Genomic DNA, 19,255 nt, shown 5'->3' on the forward strand with positions numbered 1-19,255 from the left:
CGTTAAAACGGCAACAGTATAGTTCATTCCGTTTTAAAAAAGCCTGAGCTACTGATCAAAAATCAAATGATGAAAAGAAAAAAATTCATACAGCAAATAGGCAAAGGGCTTGCCTTATCAACCCTGCCGATGGCTTATACTAATGTAGCGGCGTCTGCCGCTGTTACTCCGAAAAAACCAGAAGAAAAGGTACCAGATGGCATCTACCGCCCTGAAGGGTATCATCTTGTTTGGGAAGATGATTTCAAGAGTAACAAATTGGATGAATCGGAGTGGTTTTACCGCAGAGACATAAAGATGAACAGCGCCCAACGACCCGAAAATGTTAGCGTAGCGGATGGCCGGCTGCTATTGGCCATGAAGCAGGAAGATTTTTTAGGCATGCGTTATACCGGTGCCGGTATTGTATCAAAAAGAAGATGGCAGCATGGCTATTATGAGGTAAAAGCAAAGCTTACCAATGCCAAAGGCTGGCATCACTCTTTTTGGGCGCAGGAAGGAACGGGGTTTTTAACCTTCAGTTCGGACCGGTCTATGGAAATAGATATTTTTGAGATGGAATCAACCAAAGCTTCCAACCATAACCTGTGGATCTATCCGGATGGATGGTCCTCCCGCCAAAAGAAATGGCACTCCGTTCCCAATAAAGACCTGGGTTTTGATGCCGCAGATGACTATCATATATATGGCTATGAATATACAACGGAAGGAATAAAATTTTTTGTTGATGGGAAAATCACCCATACCATTGAGGCTCCGGAAGAGGATCATAAACACTATTCCTTAAATCTTTGGCTTACCGTTATTGCCACTCAAACCAATGTTGAAACAAAACTGCCGGTATATGATTATATTGAATATATCCGCTGTTATGCTAAAGACCCCGATGCACCATTACCCCCCAAATGGGAACCGGCCTATGAAAAAGGAACAACCATTTACATAGACAATTCTGACGCCTGGGGATTTAATATGGGCGATTACTGGGAAATAGCCGCAGAAGGCAACTTTTATGGCCACAACTATTATAAATACAAGCGTAAGGAAACCTATAATCCTTTGCGGGATTGGGCGCTGTTCAGGCCCTTTATAAGTGAAGCGGGCAATTACGATATTTATTTAAGATGGGTGGCTGGTGCAGACAGATGCAGTAAGGTTCCCCTGGAGATCTGGTACGACGGCGGGTTGAAAAATGATACCACAAAATCCATTAACCAGCAGGAACATAACGGCGAATGGGTGAAGATCGGCAACTATCCCTTCCGGCAGGGCTGGAATAATCTGATCAAATTGATCGTCCGCAATACCGGATATGTGATCGCAGATGCTGCAAAATTTGTAAAAACCTCCTGAACGGATATGAAAAAATTGAGCCTTGTTATATTATCCGTGCTCGTATTATCCGCTGCGGCCAGCGCGCAAAAAGCACTGTTCCTGGTGGCAGGGCAAAGCAATGGTGTGGGGCAGGGCGATGCGTCTTTGTCTGTAAAAAACACCACGGCGCCTTTATATGAATATGTATTTACAGGCAACACCTTTTGTTTGTTGGCAGACCCCGTAGGGCAGGAAGAACTCCATTTACAACAGGCACATACCGGCAGCGCCTGGCCCTCGTTTGCTGCAGCCTATCATAAACTTACAAAAGATACGGTCATCATTATTGCGGCGGCAAGAGGGGGCAGTTCCTGCAATTATAAAGCAGAACTGCCCAGCATGGGCACCTGGGACACTGTTGGTACATTACCATTGTTTGACAGCGCCCTCTTAAAAACAAAAGCAGCAATAAGGCTCGCCAAATGCCCGCTAAATGGAATCATTTGGAGCCAGGGCGAACGCGATGCCAATGCCATAAATGCCGGGCGGTTGACCCCGGAAGAATATGCCCAAACCTTACAATTGCTGATCGGCCGGTTCAGAAAGGCCCTGGGTGCCGTGCCGTTTTACATTATCCAAACAGGCTATTATCGCAATCATCCTAAAAAGGGATTTGATGCAGTGCGGAGGGCACAGGTGCAGCTCTGCAACACCAAGCAACAGGTTTATATGGTTTATGATCAGACAGGAACTTTTGAGCAAAAAGGCTGGATGAAAGATGACATCCACTACAATCAAACAGCATTGAACCACATCGGAGTCATTGCTGCACAAAAAATTGCAGCACAAAAAAAGTAAACGGATTAAAAAAAGATAAAGAATAAAGCAAAATGATAAAATCAGAAAGCAGTGACAAGCGGCGCTTTCCGCTGGTGCCCATTAATGCAGACCTGGTCATAACCGGAGGCGGGTTGTCTGGTATTTGCTGCGCCATCACTGCTGCCCGGCAGGGATTGAAAGTAGCATTGGTACAGGATCGCAGCGTGTTAGGCGGTAACGCCAGCAGCGAAGTGCGCCTGTGGGTGCTGGGCGCCACTTCCCATATGGGCAACAATAACCGCTGGGCCAGGGAAGGCGGCCTGGTAGATGAAATACTGGTAGAAAATACCTATCGCAATCCCGAAGGAAATCCGATCATCTTCGACAGCATCCTGCTGGATAAGGTAAAACAAGAGCCCAATATTGAGCTGCTGTTAAATACAGTGGTGTATGACCTTGATAAAAAGGAGGAGCTTATCACCGCAGTAAAAGCGTATTGCAGTCAGAACCAAACCGAATATTATTTAAAAGCCCCTTTATTCTGCGATGCCTCCGGCGATGGTGTTTTGGGATTCTTAGCCGGGGCCGCCTTTCGAATGGGAGCCGAAAGTAAACAGGAATTTAATGAACCCTTTGCACCAACGGAGGAATACGGTGAGCTCCTGGGCCATTCGCTCTATTTCTATTCAAAAGACACGGGCCGCCCCGTAAAATTTATCCCGCCGGCCTTTGCCCTGGAAGATATTAAAACTATTCCACGCTTCAGAAGCTTTAACGCCAAAGAATATGGCTGCAAGTTGTGGTGGATCGAATATGGAGGCCGGATGGATACCGTGCACGACACCGAGAAAATAAAATGGGAACTATGGAAGGTGGTGTATGGCGTATGGAATTATATTAAAAATTCCGGTAATTTTCCTGAATCCGAAACCTTAACGTTGGAATGGGTGGGCATGATCCCCGGAAAACGGGAAAGCCGCCGCTTTGAGGGCGACTATATTTTAAAGCAGCAGGACATAGTAGAGCAGCGCCACCATGCGGACGCCATCGCCTTTGGCGGATGGAGCATTGACCTGCACCCGGCCGATGGTATTTATTCCAGCGCTCCCGGCTGCGATCAATGGCATAGTAAGGGCATCTATCCTATTCCCTATCGTTGCATCTATTCAAAGAATATCAAAAACCTGTTCCTGGCGGGCCGGATCATCAGCAGCTCGCACGTGGCTTTTGCTTCTTCAAGGGTGATGGCTACCAGCGCTTATGTGGCACAGGCCGTAGCCATTGCAGCCAGGCTTTGCAAAGAACACCAATGCCTTCCGGCAGACATTATCAATAATGGTAAAATAACATTATTACAGCAAGAGCTGATCCATACCGGCCAGTATATTCCGGGCATTCACCTGCCGGATCCCGGGAATATAACAACCCTGGCCACTATAACAGCCAGTAGCGAACTGCAATTACAGGAGTTGCCGGCCGATGGTCAGTTCCTCGACCTGGATCCTGCTATTGCCCAGATGCTGCCTTTCGGCGGTGGAAAGATCCCAGATATATCCCTGCTGGTGTATAGCGAAACGGATACGGTGCTCCATGCTGAATTAAGAATTTGCTCCCGAACCGGCAGTTATACTCCTGACACCACACTGGCGGCTTTTCATTATACACTCCGGCCCGGAGCAAACCAGGTATCCGTTCGCCCTGATATCGTTCTTGATGGGGAGCAATATATTTTCCTGGTGCTGCATAAAAATCCGGCTGTAAAAGTTGCGCGTTCTTCACAGCGCATTACGGGTATTCTTTCCATCTTCAATACGATTAACCCCGCTGTTTCCAATTATGGCCGGCAGGAGCCCCCTGAAAATATCGGCATGGATCCGTTTGAGTTCTGGTGCCCGCAGCGCCGCCCGGCAGGCCATAACCTGGCGCTCACCCTAAGTGAACCTGTTAATGGCTTTACCGCAACCAGTATAAAGAATGGCATTGCCCGGCCTACCACGCAACCCAACGCCTGGGTCGCCGATTTTAAGGATGCACAACCCTCAATCACTTTACAATGGAAGCAACCGGTAACCATCAAAAAAATAGCCCTTTCTTTTGACACCGATTTTGATCATCCCATGGAATCAGTTCTCATGACCCATCCTGAAACTGTGATGCCCTTTTGCGTGCGTGATTATGTCATTTATAATGACCAGGGCGAAAAGATTTATGAAAAAAAGGGCAATTATCAAACGCGTAATACCATTTATTTTGAGGAAGGAGCACACACCACCCAGATAAAAATAGCGCCACAACATCCGTCATCGACCACACCTGCAGCCCTTTTTGAAGTGTTGTGCTTTGAATGATTTATAAACTAATTCCAGATAGTATGAAGTGTCTTTTTATTGTTGTTCTTTCGCTGTTTGCAGCATCCCTCCCGGCGCAGGAAAAAGTGCAGTTGGCTAATGAGCAACTGCAAATTGAATGGACCGCATCACCCGGAGGGTGGAAAATAAGCCGCATGGCTTTTAAAAAAGCCGATCAATGGGTGCCGCTGTTACAACCTGAAGGAAATTATACCTTGTTGTACGCTGCAGAAAAACCGGGCCGTACCACCCCCACCAGCTTTACAACAGTGGCCGGTACGCCCTGGCCGGATACACTTTTTCGTTATTTGAAAAACAGGTGGGCCGATGCTGCAACACCGGTAGCGCTCAATACAGCGGGAACGGCTTTTTCCTTCTACCCTCAAAAAGCCAGGCAGGTAAATAACCATACGGTTCAGTTTGTTTATGATGCCCCAATGGCAACCGTTACTACCCTCGTTTCCCTGGACAATAGTTATAAAGGCGATCTTATTATTCAACAACAGTTACAAACAAAAAAAGCAGGATACTTTTCTTTGGCAAGTCCGACCTTATTTTCTATCCCTGAAAAAGATATGCAATGGGCTACGGTACCGGGCTATTTCCAGGGGCGCTCTTTCGAAAAAAATATCGCGCAGGGATATGCCTACGGCCAGGGAGTGCCCGAAGTGCCGGCGTTATACCGGGAACGGGGTGCTGGTACCCTAACCGCTATTATTACGATCAACAATAATATTTCTGTTGCGGCAACGCCGGATCCGCAACTGGGACGCGACCCCTGGCGTTATGATCATAAAACCAACAACGATTGGGATGTAGCGGTTTCCCATAAAAACAGGAACAGCGCGTTGTTTCCTACAGTGTATTACCCGGTCCTGGGGGAACCCTTATCGCTGTTAAAAAGCGACACATTGATACAATACGGTCTCCGGATCAGTTTTATAAACGGCCCATGGGATAAAATGCTGGCGCATGTGGTTAACGATATCAATCATTTTAAGGAGCAACTGGCCCTGCGCACCAATACACAATCACTTAGCAAAAGAGTGGAACGTATGTACCGGTACCTCACCAACCCCAAAACCTCGCTGGTCAATTTCACTAATTACAAGGGTCTGGAAATTGCAGGCCAATCCTACAAGGGTGGTGTTATAGGCTCCCAGGGCGATGCCATTAAAAATTCAGACTACGGCGCCATGTGGATGCTGGCCAACGCAACCAACGACCCGCTGCTAAAAGACAGTCTGCTGCCGTATGCGCTGAATTTTAAACTGGCCCAACAGCAAACCGATACCGGCTTTTTCAAAGGAGCGGCCATCGGTCAGTATTACCTTACCAAAAGAAAAAAATTTGTGGAGGAGTGGGGCGATTTTGTGGAGCCCATCAGTCTTACTTATTATGTAATGCTCGACATCGGGAACATCCTGTTATTTGAACCGGCAAACAAAGAGCTGCAACGCCGCCTGCGGTTGGGCGCCGATCTGTTAGTGCAATGGCAAAAACCTGATGGCAGTTGGGACGTAGCCTACGACCGGGTTACGAAGAAACCCCTGTTTACCGATTTAAAAGACCTGCGGCCTACCTTTTACGGATTATTGGTAGCCGCGCGCATTTTGAAAGATGAAAAATATTTGGCTGCCGCAAAAAAAGGCGCCAACTGGTTTATTAAAAATGCGGTTGATAAAGGAGCGTTTATTGGGGTATGCGGCGACACGCGCTACGCACCGGATTTTGCTACGGGGCAGTCTGCACAGGCGCTCTTAGATCTTTTTGAGCTGACCCATGACCAAAAATACAGGGATGCAGCTATCACAACAGCAAAAATATATTGCTCTTCCATTATGACACACCCGCAGGCCTCCGAAAAGACCAAGCTGGTTAAAGGCATTGCCATAAAGGATTGGCAAATTGAACAGTCCGGACTTAGCTTTGAGCACGGAGGCATCCTGGGCTCATCAAACGATCATGGCCCCATTTTGCTTTGCAGCCACGCTGGCCTGTTTGTACGCATGTTTCAGCTTACCGGCGACAGCCTGTTCATTGAAATGGCACGCGCAGCCGCTATTGGAAGAGATGCTTTTTTAGATGAACCAACCAGCGTGGCTTCTTATTACTGGGATGTGATGAGCCAGGGGGCGGGCCCGTATCCGCATCACGCCTGGTGGCAGATCGGCTGGATCACCGACTACCTGCTGGCGGAAACACAGTTCAGAACAAAAGATGCGGTATGGTTTCCAAGAGGATTTGTTACACCCAAGGTGGGTCCGCACCAATCCGTTGGATTTCAACCCGGATCTATTTACGGAACCAATGCTGATCTGATCCTTCGCAATGGATTAGTGGAATGCGATAATCCGGATATAGAATACATTACCGCTCAAAGCAAAGACAAAAAAAAGGTGTTCCTTATTTTACTCAATGATATTAATAAACCCGTCACTGGAAATATCCGGATCCAATGGAATAAACTGGACGGTCGCCGGCGGAGTTCGGTAACGATGTTGCCCGGAACAGCAACGACCCAGGCAGGTGAAACGCAATCCCAGCAACTGGAACCCTATGGCGTAAAAGTTCTCGCCTTTCAATAAAATAAATCGCCCCATCAATACTATACAATGCAGCAACTCGATTTTTTTGTAATGGCAATTTTTGCACTGCTGATCCTTGGCATAGGAATGCTGTTTACACGCATGAGCGGTAAAAATTCCTCCGCATTCTTTGAAGCCGGTGGATCAACGCCCTGGTGGATCAATAGTATTTCACTGTTCATCAGTTATTTTTCAGCCGGCACATTTGTGGTGTGGGGCTCTATTGCTTACAAAAGCGGGTTTGTGGCTAATGGCATTCAGCTAACCATGGTCTTTGGAGGCTTGCTGGTGGCCTGGCTCATCGCTGCCAAATGGAAACGGACCCGGGCGGTTACCGCCGCGGAATATATCAATAACCGGTTGGGTATAAGAACTCAGAAATTTTATACGTTCCTGATCATGTTGCACGGACTGTTTACCACGGCGTCTGTTCTGTATCCGGTGGGGAAAATGGTAAGCGTGGCCACTCCCCTTTCACTAAACACCTGCATCTTTATTATCGGGGCCATTATTATTCTTTACACATCGGCAGGTGGATTGTGGGCGGTATTAGTAACCGACGTCGTGCAGTTTGTGATCCTGACGGCGGCCGTGCTCATTGTGATTCCAATGGCCTTTAAAGAGGTGGGGGGCGTGCAGGCATTTCTTCATGAAACACCTCCCGGTTTTTTCAATTTTTTTAACAGCGAATATTCTTTCGGATTCTTCCTTGCCTTCCTTGCATACCAAACGGTGTATATCGGTGGTAATTGGGCCTATGTGCAGCGCTACACCTCCGTTGCCGATGAAAAAAAATCAAAGAAAGTGGCCTACCTGTTTTCAGCGCTTTACTTTATAAGCCCTTTTGTTTGGATGCTGCCGCCGATGATCTATCGCGTCATCAACCCAAACTTAACAGGGTTGCAACCAGAGGGAGCTTATATGATGATCTGCCAGCAGGTATTGCCCGCAGGGTTGATAGGCCTGGTATTGTCCGGCATGATCTCGGCCAGCGCCAGCAAAGCCAATACCACCATTAATATGATGGCGATTGTATTTGCGCATGATGTTTACAAGAAAACGATCAATCCCGGCGCTTCCGAAAAAGCGTTGATCAGGGCCGCACGTTTTTTCACGGTACTCTTCGGGTTGATCACTATCGGCATCGCCATGATGGTGCCCATGATCGGCGGTATCGTGGAAATGGTGTTAAGCACCGCCTCCATTGCGGGCGGCGCGTTGTTTGCTCCGATCATATGGACGCTGTATTCAAAAAGGCAGACTTCGGTTTCTGTGATTACGGCTTCATTGATGGGCTTGGTGATCAGCCTTGCCTTGAAACTATGGGGCCAGGAGTTGATCGGGCATAAATTGAACCGGGTATGGGAAACCGCTCTGGGGGTGGGTATCCCCGTGCTGGTACTGTTTTGTTTTGAAATTTATTATTGGCTGAAGGGGCAAAGTGCAATTCAGGAAATGCCTGCTACCGCTTCGCGGGAATGGGCGTCCACTGATAAAGAAACAACCGCCACCCAGCAAAATTATTTCGGGATAAAAGTGATCGCGGCCTCGGTAGCAATTGTAGGCACCGGCGTAACGGCGCTGGGGATCGTTGCCCGGGAAGGAACGGTTGCAATAATTGTTGGGATCCTGGTCCTTGCAACCTCACTGCCCATTTTCAGGGCAGCACGGGTTAGAAATTAATTAAGCTTACAAAAAAGATCAACCCAGCGGGGCAACAGGTTGGTAGAAAAATATCAGGTACGATTACCTTATATATTCCATTGCTGCTTTTACGGCGCCGGCCGCATTTACTATCTTGCCGGAATTACATAGTTCGGAGAGCGATACCTTTCCCTCCGTGCCAGGCTTAACAACCGGTTCTGTAACGGCGGCGCCGGATCGTTTGATGATATCCACTATTTCAGCAGCTTTCAGTGACGGAAAATAAGAGCGCAGCAGGGCTGCAATACCCGCCACCACAGGGCTTGCGAGGCTGGTGCCGCTGGCCAGTTGTGTTCCGTTGCCGGCAATAGCGCAGTTAATATCCACGCCGGGGGCAAAAACATCGACTGTTTTTTTACCATAATTGCTAAAGGCTGCAACAATGCCGCCTACACTGGCATCGCCGCTGGCGCCGACCTGTATTATATTCGGTAGCGGTGTGCCTTCGATCGTATGTGAGCTTGGATAATTGTCGTCTGTATCATTATCCGTTGCATCATTACCGGCTGCATGCACCAATACCACATCTTTTGAAAGCGCATATTGAATAGCCTCATCCACCCATTTTTTATCCGGGGAAACAGATTTCCCGAAACTCATATTGATCACTTTTGCTCCGTGGTCCACAGCATACCGGATAGACACCGCCACATCCTTATCATATTCATCCTTTCCCAGGATCCCTCTTATCATCATGATACGCGCATTATCGGCAATGCCATCGATCCCGATACCATTATTACGCACCGCCCCAATAACACTGCTTACACTGGTGCCATGATAGCCGCTAAAGCCGGTAAGATTATTGTTCCCGTATTTTACTTTGGTAATATCATACCCGTTGTCTTTCAGCAGTTCGTCCCGGTAGGGTTTAGGAGCGGTGGTCAGCTTTATTAAATTATCTTCCTGCTCTTTTTTAAAATCACCAAATCCTTTTAAAAGTTCTATATTATTAACCTGCCTGCCCGCAAAGATCTCTTTCCACATACTGACCAATTGCTGGGCAGCCGGTGTTGCGTGAAAGGTATCGAGGTCCTTTGCCGTAAACACTTCTTTGTGCAGCATTTCTCTCAGAATGGTGTCCGACCGGTTGGCGATATCCCAGTTGGTTCTCAGGTTATCAATTATTTTTGAGGCGTTGTCATAGGAATGGGTCAGCTTCTGATGGGCACGCTTCCATTCCCGGTACTGCCATTGCTGCTCTTTCGGGATCTGGGCGCTGTCTTTTCCTTCAAATTGTTTTTTAAACCGGTGATAGGTTCTCCAATCATCGCTGATACTTACCGACAGATTTTCTCCGTTGGGCGCGCCCAGGTAATTCCAGCCATAATAATCATCAACCAGCCCGTCGCCGTCATCATCTTTTTTATTATTGGGAATTTCGCGGGGATTATGCCACAGCACCGGTTTCAGATCCGGCTGCAAGGTATCAATGCCACTGTCGATCACCGCTACGATCACCGGTTCACTTTTTCGTCCTTTTAACAATTCATAGGCCTGGTTCAGACTGATGCCATGATACCCGTCTTTTGCAAAATCAAGATAATGCCAGTTCTTTATCCTGGGTTTTACCGGCTGTGCTGATACCGTGCCGTAATTAAACAACAATATAGTTATAGCAATAAGAGTAATTCGCATATATGAAAATAACTTTTATTGCTGAAGAAGTGCTACCCTTTTTTGTGGTTGGGGGTATAAATAACCACTTTATTATCGGAAGGTTTTACGGTTCTTAAATAGGCAAAAATCGCCTTCAGATCGTTCTCTGTCATCCCCGCATACATGCTCCAGGGCATAATGGTATTAAACTGATCTTTTCCTACGGCGGGCAAACTATCGGGGTGGCTGTAGGACTTAAACCGGCTGACAAACATACTTTCCGTCCATGCACCAATGCCATTTTTTATATCCGGTGTTATATTCGCTGTATGTAATATGCCACCGGGCAGCACCATTTCCCGCCCTCCATTAAATGCTTTCTCCGGGATAATTTGCCCGTTTTTAACCGGTGTATGACATTCGATACAGGCAGCCAGCGTAACCAGGTAGGCTCCATATTGCACCTTATTGGCAGAGTCGGGTCGCTTCTCCGGAACCGCTTTTTGCGGAATAGTATTTAAAATAAAATTCATGGGGAAATCAATCTCCCGGTGCGGCGGATCGTTTTGTTTAGGTGTCAGGGTCCGGAGATAAGCGATAATACTCAGCACATCATCAGGATCCATTTTTCCATAATTTAAGTACGGCATTACCGGAAACAACGCTTCTCCCTCCCGGTTTACACCTGTTGTAATGGTTCGGTAAATTTCACCGTCGGTCCAGTTAGAAAGATGGGCAGGCGTAATATTCCTGGAATAAAATTTTCCGGGGAACCCTACTTCACGTCCAAAATATTCACCTCCAGCTCCCAGGGTTTCTGCCAGCGGCGGCGCAGAAAAGATATTCCAATCCCTTTTTGAATGGCAGTCCATACAAACCGCAACGTGATTGGCCAGGTACCGGCCTCTTTCAACGTGGTCCGGCGTGGGCGCTGCATGTATATCCGGCGTCTTTCCCACGGCGGGCAGCACAAACTTCAGATAGCCCAAGCCACAAACAACAAAAAGAAGAATGCCAACGACCAGTAGTTTCAGAAAACGTTTCATAGACAGAAGTTTTATACGTTTCCTATAAAAATACGCACCTCATGACTGTAAAAGGTGCATATCGCTCAAAATAGCGATGCCTGTCTTTATTGTTTTATTATATTTTTCTTGTATATCTTTTATTGTTTTTTGGTCAGTGGGAACTTCCGTTAAATTTCTCATCCACCCTTTGTGTAATTTTCCGGATGAAAAATTTAGTGTACGTTTGGCAAAATGGCAAAGCATTTATTACTATCCGTGCTCCTGTTAATGGGCGCTGTTTCGTATGCCCAGTTATACCATCAACCTGAATATCCAAAAGATTATTTTCGATGGCCCACCCTACTACAGCCCGATATTGTGGCCAATATGGGCGAGTTGCGGCCGAACCACTGGCATATGGGTTTGGATGTGCGCACCAATCAAAAAGAAAATCAGCGGGTAGTGGCCGCTGCAGATGGTTATATCGCCTTTGTAGGTATTGAATCGTTGAGCTGGGGCCGCTGGATCATTATCAATCACCCCAACGGTCTCTCTACTTTATATGGGCACCTGAATAATTTCCGGCCGGACCTGGAAGCCTATGTAAAAAACTACCAATACCAGCAGGAATCATGGGAAACGCATTTAACCATTCCCGCCGGGAAATTCCCGGTAAAAAAAGGAGATTTTATTTCTTTTAGTGGCAGTACCGGCGGCTCGCAAGGGCCGCACGTGCATTGGGAGATCATTGATACCAAATCCGCAAGGCGGCTTAACCCCGATCTTTTTGGTATGCCCATTACGGATCATTCGGCTCCTACGATAACAAAAGTTGTTCTGTACGACCGGAATAACAGCACTTACGATCAGCATCCTTCGGTTTTTCCCGTGGCCCGGTCGGCCGATGCCACGTATACCATTCCGGGAGGCATCCTCAACACGGCGCTCAATAACCTGGGTTTTGCCATCCAGGCATATGATACCTGGGGACGCGCCGGCAGCAGGATCGGCATTTACAGCGCCCGCCTGTTTTTAGACGACCGCGAGATCAGCAGTTTTTATATTGATAGTATTTCTTACAGCGATACCCGTTACCTGAACGCACAGATCGACTATAAAATGAAAACGACCGGGGGCGGATGGGTGCAGCATGTTTCCAGGCTTCAGGGAGACAGGGGTTCTGTTTATTATGACTTGGGCCGGGGACGCAACACCATAAAGTTAACAGACCATGAGGAACACCAGGTGCGTATCGTCGTAAGCGATACCAGGGGTAACGCCACTACCCTGGCATTCAGGATAAAGAACAGCGGAACCCCACCGCCGGAAAAAACGTATGAATGGCTGCCAAACCGGTTGAACCGTATTTTTAAAGACGACTTTGAGGCTTACCTGCCCATGTTTGTCCTATACGACAAAATGAACTCTGGCTATGCAAAGCTTTCTTCCTCCGGAGGAAGTAGCGTTTCAGCAAAATATAAACTGGGAGAGCCTTTTATCCCCGTGCATAGCGATTTTGAAATACGGATCAGGCCGGATAAACCAATCGCCCCGGAGGATAAGGACCGGGTAGTTATCAAAAGAACAGGAGGAAATACATCTTCAGTGAAGAAAGCGGTCTGGAACGGCCCGTGGATGACCGCTCTCTTCAGGGATTTTGGAACCTTTGAAGCCTTTGTTGACCATACACCGCCAGCCATCAATAGTATTGGCAGCGGCGACCCTGTACATTTAAGCCGGTCTTCCAGGATCGCATTCACCCCAACGGACAATTACGGTATTGCCGGTTTTCGCGCAACAATTGACGACCAATGGATCCGTTTCACAAATGATAAAGGAAGAAGGTATCTTTATTACTTTGATGAAAAAGTGCCGCCCGGGGATCATACGCTTAAAGTTACGGTTACAGATATTGCAGGCAATACAACAGTAAAAAGCTGGAACTTTACCACAACCAATACAGCCAGGGAAACAAAACCGGCATCAAAAGCTCATCATGTAACAGGAACGCAAAAGAAACATACCCAAACGGCGTCTAAACTGAAAACAAAACATACTGCAGCAAAAAAAACCTCAAAATCAGGGCATGCGGTCAGTAAAAGAAAAAAGTAAAACTCTGTAAACCATGGCAACACATTTAAAAGAAGGGGATAAAGCGCCCCAGTTTACCGGTCTGGATCAGGACGGGAATAAAATTGCGCTGAAAGATTTTAAAGGACAAACAGTGGTCCTGTATTTTTATCCTGAGGATGATACCCCTACCTGCACCATCCAGGCCTGTAATTTGCGTGACAATTACGCACTTCTGAAAAAGGAAGGGTTAAAGATTATTGGCATCAGCCCGGATGCGGTGGCCAAGCATAAAAAATTTGAGCAAAAATTTTCACTTCCCTTTCCTTTAATTGCCGACCCGCAACATACGATCATTGATAAATACGGCGTTTGGGGCGAAAAACAGATGTTCGGTAACAAATACATGGGGCTGCACCGTACCACTTTTGTTATTGACGACAAGGGTATCATTCAGAAAATTTTCCTGAAGCCCAAAAGCGCCAAGCACGCAGAGGAAATCATAAAAAGTTTGAAACGCTAAAGTTTGGTGCCCTCGTAAATATCTTTCAAATCAATTGAAGCGGCAATTGCAGCAATGTGCAAACGATCTGCGATCGATTTATATTCCTCCAGCTCCCAATGGCCGGAGGTGTTGATACGGAACACTTCTATGTTGATCGCCTCCGAATCAATTAGCAGGTATTCTTTCAGAGAAGGAATATCCCTGTATAATTTAAATTTACCGCCCCGGTCGTAATTGCGGGTGGATGGCGATAAAATTTCAATTAATACGGTGGGTTGAATTGCGGTATCGGCATCTTCAGGAGAAGGAACAATATCGCTACAAAAAATCGAAATATCAGGATAAGTGAACAAGGTGTTTTCCGGAATATGAACGCGCATATCACTACCAAGAGGTTTGCAAGACTTCCCTTTAAGACGGATATACAACTCGCCTATCATATTTGAGAAAATAACATTATGCCGTGCACTGGCTCCAGACATGGCAAAGATCTCCCCCTGGTAATATTCATGCTTTTGGAGGGAGGCCTTTTCCATTTCGAGGTATTCCGCAATAGTATAAAATGCCTTTTCGTATGCCGGCGCCGGTTCGTTGACTATGTTTTCCATAACTGCAATTTACAACTTTTCTGAATGACCTGTTTCTGGTGTATTTTTGACCGGACTATAGCCCAGGCATCAGCTTTTATGGCTGTGAGGTTTAACTTTTCCATCGTGAAAAAACCTCACAGGTCTTTGTTCCATAGCTAGAAATTGAATACCCTGATTTTAAAGAAGACCTTCATGAATTATTTCCGAATAAAAGAGAACTCCTTTCCTGCCCGGCTGGCGGCGGGGAAATTGAAGTCGAAGGCCGTAGCAATGGTCATTGACCACACCATTCATTTGTACGGAGCAACCCGGGCGGAATTCCTGGAGGATGAACGCTGGTTGCGGCATGAACTGAAGCATATTGAACAATATGAACGATATGGGTTATGGGGGTTTCTTTTCAGGTATATTTTGCAAACAATGCGTTATGGCTATTATGATTGCCCGATTGAGCGGGAGGCACGGGCCGCGGAAAAGGATCCACTCATTTGCGCCCGGTTTGAAATGTTTCAAGATAGTGCTGATTCAACAGTTTAGTCTTGTCTTAAAGGTTTGGGCTTTTGCCGCCATTCACTAAAATATTAGATCGGTAAGTCATCCGGCCGCACTTAATAAAACCCTCAATGGTTTCATAGCAACATCCAATGATTTTGCCCATCGAACTAGCCTTAAAACACCCAGACCAGCTCCCCAAACTCATATTCCTCCCTGGGCGCTCCCCCCAACACAAGTTTTCCATCCCGGGTGACCCCTTTTACCACAGCGTTAAACCGGCACTCGCCCTGATCAAAAGTTACCTGCCGGTTTTTCATAAATAAATGCTCATTATAGTTTTCAAGGTTTTCCCCTGCATTTTTATCAGGGTCTGCAAGGAATTTGTTAATCTTATCAATCAGTTTTGTGGCCAATACTTCGGCCAGTTCCCGGCAATTATAGGTTTTCCCCGTAACCTGTTTCAGGGAAACCGCCCGGTTCAGTTCCGCCGGAAAAGCCTCCTGGTTAATGTTTATGCCGACGCCAATCACGGCCCATTTCCATTTTTGTCCGCTCAGGATGTTCTCTATCAGCATACCGACTGCCTTTCTGTCCTGGAAATAAATATCATTAGGCCATTTTATATACCAGTCTCCGGGGGCATTTTCAGCCAGGAACGCCCGGGTAGTCAGTGCAACAAGGGCGCTCAAATCAAATAAATGGTTCAGATTTAATGCTTCCGGCTCAATAATCAGGCTCAGATTGATATTCTGATCCCGGGGGGCAGTCCATTTTTTCCCCCGCTGTCCCTTGCCAGCCACCTGTTCATGCGCAAAAATTCCCATGCCATGATATGCCAAACCTTCACGTATACAACCAAGGGCATAGTTATTGGTGCTATCTACTTGTAAAAGTTCAATTATAGCAGGAATTTGGCGATGCTGAGTCAATATTTGCTATTTTTGAGCAAAGTAAAATAAAGTTTCCGGAACCTGCGTTTGTTAAAGAGCGTCGTTCCTTTTAATTAAAATATAAAATACGCTGTTTGGAACCATTAGCATCGCTAACAAAACGTAAAATTTCAGGTACAGCCCGGCTTACAAGAAATTCAAAGATTTTCAAGACTATTATTTCCGCCATCCACGAAAAAAAAGGTGAAAATATTGTTTCGCTTGATCTCCGACAGATCCCTGAGGCCGTTTCTGATTTTTTTGTTATTTGTGAGGCCTCCAGCGCTCCCCAGATAAAAGCCATTGCCGACAATATAGAGTACCTTGTAAAAACAGAAACAGGCGAAAATGTGTACCAACGCGAAGGAGCCCAAACATTACAATGGGTATTAATGGATTATGTGAATATTGTAGTGCATATACTTTTACCAGAACAACGCAAATTTTACAATCTTGAGGAACTATGGAGCGATGCAGCGTCCAAAAACCATCAGGAATAATTATTTATATAAAATATATCATCCATAACATAAACCTTTAAGCAGCTTTTGCCTTATAGTATCATAACACAGCAACATGCCTCAGAATAATTATAACAAACAAGAAAAACAGCGGAACAACCCGTTTGCGCCGAAAACTCCTGGCGCCGGGGGTGGGAACGAGCCCAAAAAAGTAAAATTTGGGAGCTATTGGGCATTCATTATCATCCTGGCCATCATGCTGGTGCTCCAGTTCATGAATCCATTCGGGGCCACTACCGCATCTACCACTTTTACCGATTTTAAAAAGATGGTTACGAGCGGTGATGTGCAGAAATGCGTAATAATAAATAACCGGAATATTGTACGTGTATGGCTCAATAAGGATAGTCTTCAGAAGTATCCTGATCTGGCTAAAGTTGCGGCGCCAAAATCGAGCCTGGTGGCTTCTAATGATCCGCAATTATATTTCAAAATTACCAGCGGCGATAACTTCCAGGAGCAGATGTTGGATTTTTATAAAACGCACCCCGATGTAAAACCCGTGTCGACTGATGTGGACGAGGACAGCGATTTTCTCGGCCGTTCGTTAAGCATCGTTTTGCCCATCCTGTTATTCTTCGGCGCCTGGTTATTATTGATGCGTAAAATGAGTGGAGGCGCCGGCGGCGGTGCCGGTCCTGGCGGCATCTTTAATATTGGTAAATCAAAAGCTACTTTATTTGATAAAGGAACGCGGGTAAATATCACTTTTGCAGACGTGGCAGGATTGGATGAAGCAAAAGTGGAAGTGATGGAAATTGTGGATTTCCTGCGTAATCCCAAAAAATACACGGCCCTTGGTGGTAAAATACCAAAAGGAGCCTTGCTGGTAGGCCCTCCGGGAACCGGTAAAACCCTGCTGGCAAAAGCGATGGCAGGTGAAGCCCAGGTACCGTTTTTCAGCCTGAGCGGATCCGACTTTGTGGAAATGTTTGTGGGAGTGGGTGCCAGCCGCGTACGGGATCTGTTTAAACAAGCCCGTGAAAAAGCGCCCTGTGTCATTTTTATTGATGAAATTGATGCTATTGGTCGCGCCCGTGGTAAAAACGCCATGATGAGCAATGACGAACGCGAAAGCACCTTGAACCAGATGCTGGTGGAAATGGACGGTTTTGGGACCGATAGCGGCATTATCGTATTAGCTGCCACCAACCGGCCGGATGTGCTGGACACGGCGCTGCTGCGTCCGGGTCGTTTCGACCGGCAGATCTCGATCGACCAACCCGACCTGGCGGGTCGCGAAGCCATTTTCAGAGTACACCTGAAAGAGATAAAAACAAGCCAGGAGCTTAGCGTACGTAAACTGGCGGAACTGACACCGGGTTTTGCCGGGGCCGATATTGCCAACGTTTGTAATGAAGCAGCCCTGATCGCCGCAAGGCGGAATAAAGCCGGTGTGGAAATGGACGATTTCCAGGACGCTATCGACCGGGTGATCGGTGGCCTGGAAAAGAAAAATAAAATTATTCAGCCCGATGAAAAGCGGGTGATTGCGTACCACGAAGCCGGCCATGCCGTTGCAGGCTGGTTCCTGCAGCACGCACATCCTTTGTTAAAGGTTACCATCATTCCGCGGGGCACTGCAGCTTTGGGCTTTGCACAATACCTCCCCAGGGAAAAATACCTGACACTATCTGAAGAATTGGAAGATGATATGTGCATGACCCTGGGCGGACGGGCCAGCGAGGAGATCTTTTTTGGAAAAATATCAACCGGCGCCCTGAGCGATCTGCAGCAGGTAACCCGTACGGCTTATGCGATGGTAAGTGTTTACGGGATGAACGAAAAGATCGGGAACATATCCTTTTATGACCCCCATTCGGATGCCCAATTTCAAAAACCCTACAGTGAGGAAACCGGTAAAATTATCGACCAGGAGGTAAAAGCATTATCGGATGCAGCCTACAAACGGGTAAAAGCATTATTATTAGAAAAGAAAAAAGAAGTAGAGCTCATTGCCGAAGCCTTGCTGAAAAAAGAAGTGCTGTTTCAAAGCGATGTGGAGCATATGATCGGCAAACGGCCCTTTGACGAAAAAAAACAGGCGCCAGAGGACGAAACAGGACTGATTATCGGACCTAACAATGTGAATCAGCCGGATGTAATGGATGGCGTAAATGGTTAAATAATACATGGGGGCAAAAGAAACCGTATTAAAAAAGATCCGGGAGGCGCTTAGCCAGCCGACTCCCATTCCTTTTCCGAAAAGCGAAGGCCAGTCGCTGGTGTACCAGCCCCTGCACCAGGAACTGGAGGTCGAGTTCGCGGAACGGTTTACCACGCTGCAGGGCAAGTTTGCTTTTTGTCTGAGCAATAAAGAATTCACCAGCCAGTTTAATGCGTTACTTTTTAAAACAGGATGGGAAAAAATTTACTGCCTGGAGCCGGAATTAATGGCGCTGCTGGGCAACAATCTTACTATCAGTAACCAGCCTGGTGAGTTTGCCGGCTGCGATGTAGCCATCACCGGCTGCGAATACCTGGTGGCCCGTACCGGTAGTATTGTGATGAGCGCTGCGCAGCTCAGTGGCCGCAAAACCAGTGTGTATGCGCCTGTTCACGTATGTGTGGCCTATACCAGCCAACTGGTTTTTGATGTGAAGGATGCATTGGAAGGAATGAAAGAACGCTATGAAAACCAATTGCCTTCGCTGATCACTTTTGCTACCGGGCCCAGCCGCACAGCAGATATTGAAAAAACGCTGGTAGTTGGCGTGCACGGCCCTAAAGAAGTTTATGTATTTTTAATTGATGATTCGGAATAAC

At 46.8% G+C, this 19,255-nt stretch carries 15 protein-coding genes; 11 read left to right on the forward strand and 4 right to left on the reverse strand.

The features are described from left to right. Positions 1-66 precede the first annotated feature (66 nt). Genes NIASO_RS13425 through NIASO_RS13445 form a run of 5 tightly spaced genes read left to right on the forward strand, consistent with a single transcriptional unit; the run spans position 67 to position 8,752 of the window. On the forward strand, positions 67-1,353 hold the full coding sequence (locus NIASO_RS13425) for a golvesin C-terminal-like domain-containing protein (protein ID WP_084568283.1): 1,287 nt from the start codon (positions 67-69) through the stop codon (positions 1,351-1,353). A gap of 6 nt (positions 1,354-1,359) precedes the next feature. Then, positions 1,360-2,172 (forward strand): sialate O-acetylesterase, encoded by an 813-nt coding sequence (locus tag NIASO_RS13430; RefSeq protein ID WP_008586622.1) that lies wholly within the window; start codon positions 1,360-1,362, stop codon positions 2,170-2,172. A gap of 32 nt (positions 2,173-2,204) precedes the next feature. Next, the gene (locus NIASO_RS13435; RefSeq protein WP_008586624.1) at positions 2,205-4,481 is read left to right on the forward strand and encodes an FAD-dependent oxidoreductase; all 2,277 of its coding nucleotides are present in this window, start codon (positions 2,205-2,207) and stop codon (positions 4,479-4,481) included. 23 nt (positions 4,482-4,504) lie between these two features. Then, positions 4,505-7,069, forward strand: a complete 2,565-nt coding sequence (locus tag NIASO_RS13440; RefSeq protein ID WP_025298972.1) for a glycoside hydrolase family protein — start codon at positions 4,505-4,507, stop codon at positions 7,067-7,069. Positions 7,070-7,096: 27 nt separating this feature from the next. Then, positions 7,097-8,752, forward strand: coding sequence for a sodium:solute symporter family protein (locus NIASO_RS13445; protein ID WP_008586628.1), 1,656 nt, complete (start codon positions 7,097-7,099; stop codon positions 8,750-8,752). A gap of 63 nt (positions 8,753-8,815) precedes the next feature. Here NIASO_RS13445 and NIASO_RS13450 read toward each other — a convergent pair whose 3' ends face one another. Both NIASO_RS13450 and NIASO_RS13455 read right to left on the reverse strand, forming a co-directional pair. Further along, entirely contained in the window at positions 8,816-10,411 is a 1,596-nt protein-coding gene (locus tag NIASO_RS13450) for a S8 family serine peptidase (RefSeq protein ID WP_008586630.1), read from the reverse strand. A 32-nt stretch (positions 10,412-10,443) separates the two neighbouring features. Then, complete coding sequence (locus tag NIASO_RS13455) at positions 10,444-11,418, reverse strand: c-type cytochrome (RefSeq protein ID WP_008586632.1); 975 nt, start codon at positions 11,416-11,418, stop codon at positions 10,444-10,446. A gap of 213 nt (positions 11,419-11,631) precedes the next feature. On the opposite strand from NIASO_RS13455, the gene NIASO_RS13460 reads away from it, so the two are divergent. Together NIASO_RS13460 and bcp are read left to right on the forward strand one after the other, a co-directional pair. Beyond that, entirely contained in the window at positions 11,632-13,491 is a 1,860-nt protein-coding gene (locus tag NIASO_RS13460; RefSeq protein ID WP_008586636.1) for a M23 family metallopeptidase, read from the forward strand. Positions 13,492-13,504: 13 nt separating this feature from the next. Continuing rightward, positions 13,505-13,972 (forward strand): thioredoxin-dependent thiol peroxidase, encoded by a 468-nt coding sequence (gene bcp / locus NIASO_RS13465; RefSeq protein ID WP_008586637.1) that lies wholly within the window; start codon positions 13,505-13,507, stop codon positions 13,970-13,972. Here bcp and NIASO_RS13470 read toward each other — a convergent pair. After that, complete coding sequence (locus tag NIASO_RS13470) at positions 13,969-14,562, reverse strand: Uma2 family endonuclease (RefSeq protein WP_008586639.1); 594 nt, start codon at positions 14,560-14,562, stop codon at positions 13,969-13,971. The genes bcp and NIASO_RS13470 overlap by 4 nt on opposite strands. Before the next feature lie 174 nt (positions 14,563-14,736). Between NIASO_RS13470 and NIASO_RS13475 the strand changes: the two genes are divergently transcribed. Continuing rightward, complete coding sequence (locus tag NIASO_RS13475; RefSeq protein WP_008586641.1) at positions 14,737-15,081, forward strand: DUF4157 domain-containing protein; 345 nt, start codon at positions 14,737-14,739, stop codon at positions 15,079-15,081. A gap of 131 nt (positions 15,082-15,212) precedes the next feature. Here the strand turns inward: NIASO_RS13475 and NIASO_RS13480 are convergent, their stop codons facing one another. Further along, positions 15,213-15,968 (reverse strand): biotin--[acetyl-CoA-carboxylase] ligase, encoded by a 756-nt coding sequence (locus NIASO_RS13480; protein WP_008586643.1) that lies wholly within the window; start codon positions 15,966-15,968, stop codon positions 15,213-15,215. 95 nt (positions 15,969-16,063) lie between these two features. Here NIASO_RS13480 and rsfS point away from each other — a divergent pair, with 95 nt between their 5' ends. The 3 genes from rsfS to NIASO_RS13495 all read left to right on the forward strand — a co-directional run bounded on the left by rsfS (position 16,064) and on the right by NIASO_RS13495 (position 19,254). Then, positions 16,064-16,468 carry a ribosome silencing factor gene (gene rsfS / locus NIASO_RS13485; protein WP_008586646.1) on the forward strand — a complete coding sequence of 135 codons (405 nt, stop codon included), beginning with the start codon at positions 16,064-16,066 and terminating at the stop codon, positions 16,466-16,468. A 76-nt stretch (positions 16,469-16,544) separates the two neighbouring features. Next, the gene (ftsH, locus tag NIASO_RS13490) at positions 16,545-18,614 is read left to right on the forward strand and encodes an ATP-dependent zinc metalloprotease FtsH (protein ID WP_008586647.1); all 2,070 of its coding nucleotides are present in this window, start codon (positions 16,545-16,547) and stop codon (positions 18,612-18,614) included. A gap of 7 nt (positions 18,615-18,621) precedes the next feature. Next, on the forward strand, positions 18,622-19,254 hold the full coding sequence (locus tag NIASO_RS13495) for a LutC/YkgG family protein (protein WP_008586649.1): 633 nt from the start codon (positions 18,622-18,624) through the stop codon (positions 19,252-19,254). Position 19,255 lies beyond the last annotated feature (1 nt).

This window comes from Niabella soli DSM 19437, from assembly GCF_000243115.2.
Taxonomy (GTDB): Bacteria; Bacteroidota; Bacteroidia; order Chitinophagales; family Chitinophagaceae; genus Niabella; species Niabella soli.